Genomic DNA, 5,472 nt, shown 5'->3' on the forward strand with positions numbered 1-5,472 from the left:
CCGCTACGAACGCAAGGCCGAACACTTCCTCGCCTTCGTAGGCATAGCCGGGGCCCTCATCTGCTACCGCCGCCTCACCAAATGAAACGACGTCTTACTCACCAGGAGTGCCAACGCCCACTGACAGCGCCGGCGGGAGACCGGGGACTGACATCCCCAGCCTTGCCGCATCTGTTCAACCACATGCTCGGCCGGCTCCATCACTGGCTTCAGGCCCGCGTTACGGCCAACGGGGTAAGCCGCTACTACTGCTCTGTAGGCAGCCGCGCCCAGGTGCCCGGCTGCCTCTGCTGCTCCAGCCACTTGCCGAGGTCATCACCGTCCATCAGCACGCCGGGCTGAATCTCGGGCAGGCTGCTGTCGGCGTCGACCAGGTCGCGAGCACCCGGTAGTACCGCTGCCAATCCAGCGGCCACGGGCAGTCCCAGTCCCGGTAGATCGCCGTCAGCTGCTCCGCGCACTCCCTGGCCCGCTCCGGGGCCTTGCCCAGGCCGTTCTCCTGTCCCTTGCGGCGGAGGTTGTCATCACCATGTGCTGACCGACCGGCACGCCACCGAGCCGATCGCGGACGAGGCTGGCGAGGTGGGGGCTGCGCGACTGGGACCTGGTGGATGGGCGGTTCTGGGAGCAATGCTCAGGATCGCGCCGGTGCGCTGGGCTGCCCACGTCGTCTTCCGGCTGATCGCGAACAACCGGCAGAGAATGCCAGGCGGAACGGGAGCATGCGCTTTGCCCGCTGTATGGGCCTTCTCTGAAGAATCAGCGTTCAAGCGCCGTGGGAGGGGCCAGTTGAGCACGCATGTGGAGTGGGTGCCGGATCCTGAGCGATGGGGGGCCTTGCCGCCGGGCGGTGTCCTCGGAGTGCGGAATCTGCCGGAGGCGGTGGCACGGATTGGTCTGAGGCCGGGTGATCCGGTGTTCGTCGGGCCGGACGGCATGGTCGATGCGGACCTTCTGGATTTCGTCCGGTCCAGGAGCTTCAGCAACCTGGAACGCGAGTCGAAGCGGAACTACGCGACGGACATCCGGCTGCTGCTGGGGTTCCTGTCCTCGCGGGATGTGCCGTGGCGGCGTGCGACGGAGCAGGACCTGGCCGATTACCGGAACTGGCGGTGTGAGGCGCCGGGGAATCCTGGGCGGATCGGCGGGTCGAAGTGGGACCGCGAGGCGGCCGCGTTCACCCAGACTCTGTCGGGAATCTCGGAGGTGCCGAGGTCAGCTGCCCAGGGTTCGCCAGGACTTCGGCCAGGGTATCTCGCGCTGGTCGAGGTAGTTCTGGAATGCAGTGGGCCGGCGGGGTGGGTGTGTTTCCTCGGTTGGCGGCAGTGCGCTGAGGCGCTCGATGTTGACGGCGATGGCTGTCAGGACGTGCTGGATGTGGGCCTTTCCCTGTCCTCGGTAGCGGCAGTGGCGCATGCCGTGTCCGTGGGCGAACTCGTTGACGGTTCCCTCCACTCCGGAGCGCACTGCGTAGCGGGTCTTCCACTCGGGCGTCTGTTGCTCGGTGCGGACGCGGAGTTGCAGGTCGCGGAGTTCTGGTGGGGCAAAGCCCACGGTGCGGGTGCTTTCGCGGGAGGTGGTGCACTGGGTGCGGGCCGGGCAGGGCTGGCACTGGCTTTTGGTGAACCTGGCCACGATCAGCGGGGCCGCGGTGGGTGACGAGGTCGGGTAGGGGCCGTGCCAGCCCTGGCTGACCTGGCCCTGGGGGCAGGTGACCTGCTGACGGTCGTAGTCGATGTGGAAGTTGTCCCGGGCAAAGCCCTCGTTTTGGCGTTGTTGGCGGGTGGGGTTGCTTCGGAGTGGCCCGGAGACGGTGACCTGGTGTTCACGGGTGGCTTGTTCCAGGTGGGGCAGGGAGGTGTAGCCGGCGTCGACCAGGTGCTCGGCGGGCAGCAGTCCGCGGCGTGACAGGCGGGTGTGGATGCCGGGCAGGACCTGGCTGTCGTGGGTGGTGGCCGCGGTGGTGGCCACGTCCGTGATCACGTTGGGGCCGTCGGGAGCACAGGTCTCGGTCAGGTGAGCGGAGAACCCCTTCCAGCTGATGATGTGTCCGTGCCGTGCGTAGCGGGCCGAGGTGTCGTAGGGCGAGACAATCGCCCGGGACGAGGGCGGCAGCCCGGGCCCGTCTTCCGTCTCGGCGGTGCGCCAGCGCAGATGCCCTGTGCCGTCATGGTGGTAGTTCTGCACCATGATCTGGCGCAGGGCCTGGATACGAGGGCCGGACGTGCGGTCTGCCCAGCGACGGTGGAGGTGTTCCAGGAGCCGGACGGCGTCGTTTCCGGTGGCAAGGATCCTGGTCTTGGGCTTCGTGGGGTTCTTGCCCAGGCGGACCGGTCGGCCGTAGCGACGCCCCCAGTCCTCATCGACCAGCTCGTCCAGCAGGTGAGGAGAGGTGCCGGCGACTTCTTCCAGTGCGGCGCGGACCGCCTCGGTGATCAGCTCCAGGCGGGTCAGGTCACGCACCGCGGCCAGGACATGGGTGGAGTCGGTGCGCTGCGTGGTGCGCTCGCGCACCAGTCCGGACTCCTTGAGGCGAGCCAGCGCGAGATCCAGGAGGCGGTCAGCACGGTCGCCTTCGGCGAGACGGTCTCGGAAATCGGCCAGCACGCTGTGGTGGAAACCGGGGTCATCCAGTTCCAAGGCCATCGCCGTACTTGAAGTCGATGCGGCGGCGGACCGCCTCGGCGGCCTGCCGGTCCGACAAGCCGAGCAGGAACTGCAGCACACAGACGGTGGCCAGTTGAGCGGGCGAGAGACCCGGACGCCCGTCACGCGGGTACCAGCCGGCGAAGTCCTCGTCGCACCACAGCCCATCCAGCCGGTCACGCACCCATATCGCCGTCGTGCCGCCCGGGTTGCTCGCCCGCGCGACTTGCGCAGTCAGAGGCGGGACGTGCTCACCAGAACGCGGGCGCAGGGACAACGGGCACCTCGACAGCTGCATCGGTCATCGGAACGTACCGAGCATGCCCGTCGGCCATGCTGCCGCACCGCGAAACTCCAAGATCCCCGACAGAGTCAAGCTGAGGACGTCGTAGAGCTCATCGCCCGGGACGGACCAGAAGTACTCCTTGTCGAGCGTCATGGTGAGGCCAGCTGACGCTTCCACCTGCCGGAGCATCACATCGAAGTCATGGCGAAGTTGATCAAGTGGGATCTGCAGGGGTTCGCTGGTCATGAGCGAGATTCACAGCCACCCTGAGGTCCGTAAGGCCTGTGCGACGGGTCGCAAGGGGTAAAGAGGAGTTCGCTGGCCTCCGCCCCGGGAAATCGCTTGCCGACGCTGGGATCATTGCTGCATGGCCAGCGCACAACTCCCCGCAGGATGGACCCTCCAGCAGATCCGCGACGTGTCCGGGGACCGGGAGGCCGTCCCGCTCCACACCGATTGCGCAGTGACGTCGTGCCTCTCCCCAACGGCTGACGAGGTGATCCGTCCCGCGATCGTGCTGGGGTTCCACACCTTGTGCCTGGTGCAGTCCGCCGACGACAGGGACTGGTACATGGGCAGCCTGAACGATGACGGCAGCATCATCTGCTGGTCGAACTACGGCGACAACCTTTACGAGGCGTTGCGCGGTTTGTGATACGGGATCCCGTCGTGAGCGGAGAGTAACGGAGTGGCTGCCGACCTGCACGTCACCGGCTCACCGGACAGGCAGGGACGAAGTCCCCGGCGCCTGACGGGAGAGCGTCCTGCTATCACCGGACCCGGTGGGCGCGGCAGGGAAGTGCCTCAGCGCCGGATGAGCACGGAGCTCCAGGCCGTGCAGTCCGACCGCGTCGTCAGGAGAAGGTGGGCCTGCGGATGGCAGCCGTCTGGGACACCGTCCACCGGGCGGGCTGCCTGCCCGCGGCCAGCTGGCGTGGTGACCCCGCGGACGGGACCCGACAGCGGGGGCTGGTGCGAAGTTCGCTTGCTCAGTCACCGCTCCATGCTTTCCGGCAGCTGCTGTCGGCACATCCCTCCGGCGCATCAGGCTCAACTCAGCCGAGCGGCGGAGGCATGTACTCCCCTGGAAGCATCCACCGGCCAGCCTTCCGGCAGCTTCGCTCTTGGGGTATGGCCGTCTCCGGCACCCGTACCCACCATTGCGCGTGGGATCGCCGAGCTGGGCCGGGCGCTCCCGGCCGACCCGGTGTAACCGTAAACTAGCGGGGCCCGCTACTGACCGGCTACGAGGTCGTTCTCGAAACCATTGCTGCCACAACCACCCAGACCGGGCTGAGCATCGGAGCCCAGTTTGACACCGACAGCTACGGCCTGGCCGCCACTGTCACGCCCGCCCCAGTTCCACGCCCTGCCGATCACAACCAACCCTTCCACGGCGACTGGAACTACACGCTGGCGCCAGTCCGGCCACGACCGCCCCATTCACCCAGGAATGGAACGCCCGCCCGCCCCCTGGAACAGCTCCAGTCCGCTTGACGTCCCACGAGGACCGCCAAACAGTTCGACCCTGACAGTTATCGAGATGCAGGTCCCTGGGCGTACGGAGAACTGCCAGGTCGCGGTGTTCGCGGTCTACACGTCCTCGCCGGCCGGACGTTGGTGGACCGGGAGTTGTATCTGCCAGCTGGTTGCTGTCGCCGGCAGCCGCTGGGCGATCGAGTCCTGCTTCTAGAGCGCGCGAAGAACGAGTGCGGCCTGAACGAGTACGAGGTCCGCCGCTATGTCGGCTGGTACCGGCACATCACCATGGCCATGCTCGCCCACGCCTTCCTCGCCGCCGCACCGCCGGTCACCAACTCCCACCACATGACGGCACATCAGCTCGCTGCCCTCAGAAACCGGTCTCTGACCAGCAGGATCAGCGAACTGCGACTGAAGTAGTAGAACGCCAACAGAATGACCCTGGAAGCAGGCTGTCACCCGCCGGTCCCCGGCTCGATAATTCCGCGTGGTTCACGCGGACACGGGCGGCCTTTCCTGGCTGACTGCTTCGAGTAGCAGTTTCGCGGCGACCGTCGCCCCGTCGGTGCGGATCTGGGCGCATCTGTTCGAGCTGCTCCAGATCAGGCGCCATCTGCTCGCACGCGGCGAGATGCATTGCGGGCGGCAGGAACTTGTCCCAGTTGTGATGGAGGGCGTCCAACCAGACCAGCCCCGCCACGTCCTGCGGGTACAACTGCGCGAACCGATGCGCGAGAAGCCGCCGAACGAGGGAGTGTGGCACGAGAACGTATGGGGCGGCAATGCTCTGGGCGCGCAGCAGCTCGTGCAGTTCCGTAGCGACCGCGGCGGCGGTGCGCGGCAGCGGGAGGGGATCGCTGTAGCCCGTGCCGCCGCGGTCGTACACCACAGCGGTGCTGAACCGTGAAACCTCTTGCTGGACGAAATAGTCCAGACCGACTGCGCTGGTACCCAGCAGGAACACTAAGACCGTGTCCTACATGGCTGTTGTCCGTTGGTGTGGTCATGGGGAGTGGGCGGTGGGACTGGATTGTTCCCGGCGGTCTGTGGCAGTTGGT

5 protein-coding genes and 4 pseudogenes are annotated in these 5,472 nt (G+C 66.9%); 5 read left to right on the forward strand and 4 right to left on the reverse strand.

Annotated features, from left to right (window positions below):
- Nucleotides 1-248 precede the first annotated feature (248 nt).
- Nucleotides 249-549: pseudogene (locus tag AB0F13_RS27635) on the reverse strand (helicase associated domain-containing protein); the annotation flags it as partial.
- Between the two features lie 57 nt (nt 550-606).
- Here AB0F13_RS27635 and AB0F13_RS27640 point away from each other — a divergent pair.
- Nucleotides 607-738, forward strand: a pseudogene (locus AB0F13_RS27640) (DUF393 domain-containing protein); the annotation flags it as partial.
- A gap of 477 nt (nt 739-1,215) precedes the next feature.
- Here AB0F13_RS27640 and AB0F13_RS27645 read toward each other — a convergent pair.
- The 3 genes from AB0F13_RS27645 to AB0F13_RS27655 all read right to left on the reverse strand — a co-directional run bounded on the left by AB0F13_RS27645 (nt 1,216) and on the right by AB0F13_RS27655 (nt 3,178).
- Nucleotides 1,216-2,640 (reverse strand): transposase, encoded by a 1,425-nt coding sequence (locus AB0F13_RS27645; protein WP_362087883.1) that lies wholly within the window; start codon nt 2,638-2,640, stop codon nt 1,216-1,218.
- Entirely contained in the window at nt 2,627-2,830 is a 204-nt protein-coding gene (locus AB0F13_RS27650) for a transposase (protein WP_362087886.1), read from the reverse strand. Before AB0F13_RS27650 ends, AB0F13_RS27645 begins: the two co-directional genes overlap by 14 nt.
- Before the next feature lie 117 nt (nt 2,831-2,947).
- Nucleotides 2,948-3,178, reverse strand: a complete 231-nt coding sequence (locus tag AB0F13_RS27655) for a hypothetical protein (protein ID WP_362087888.1) — start codon at nt 3,176-3,178, stop codon at nt 2,948-2,950.
- A gap of 121 nt (nt 3,179-3,299) precedes the next feature.
- Here AB0F13_RS27655 and AB0F13_RS27660 point away from each other — a divergent pair, with 121 nt between their 5' ends.
- The 4 genes and pseudogenes from AB0F13_RS27660 (at nt 3,300) to AB0F13_RS27675 (ending at nt 5,321) form a co-directional block, all read left to right on the forward strand.
- On the forward strand, nt 3,300-3,587 hold the full coding sequence (locus AB0F13_RS27660; RefSeq protein ID WP_362087891.1) for a hypothetical protein: 288 nt from the start codon (nt 3,300-3,302) through the stop codon (nt 3,585-3,587).
- A gap of 554 nt (nt 3,588-4,141) precedes the next feature.
- A pseudogene (locus AB0F13_RS27665) lies at nt 4,142-4,381 on the forward strand (ISAzo13 family transposase); the annotation flags it as partial.
- Nucleotides 4,382-4,562: 181 nt separating this feature from the next.
- Nucleotides 4,563-4,834: pseudogene (locus AB0F13_RS27670) on the forward strand (hypothetical protein); the annotation flags it as partial.
- Nucleotides 4,835-4,901: 67 nt separating this feature from the next.
- Nucleotides 4,902-5,321: a hypothetical protein gene (locus tag AB0F13_RS27675; protein WP_362087894.1), complete on the forward strand. Its 420-nt coding sequence runs from the start codon at nt 4,902-4,904 to the stop codon at nt 5,319-5,321.
- Nucleotides 5,322-5,472 lie beyond the last annotated feature (151 nt).

The organism is Streptomyces sp. NPDC026206 (genome assembly GCF_040638465.1).
Lineage (GTDB): Bacteria > Actinomycetota > Actinomycetes > Streptomycetales > Streptomycetaceae > Streptomyces.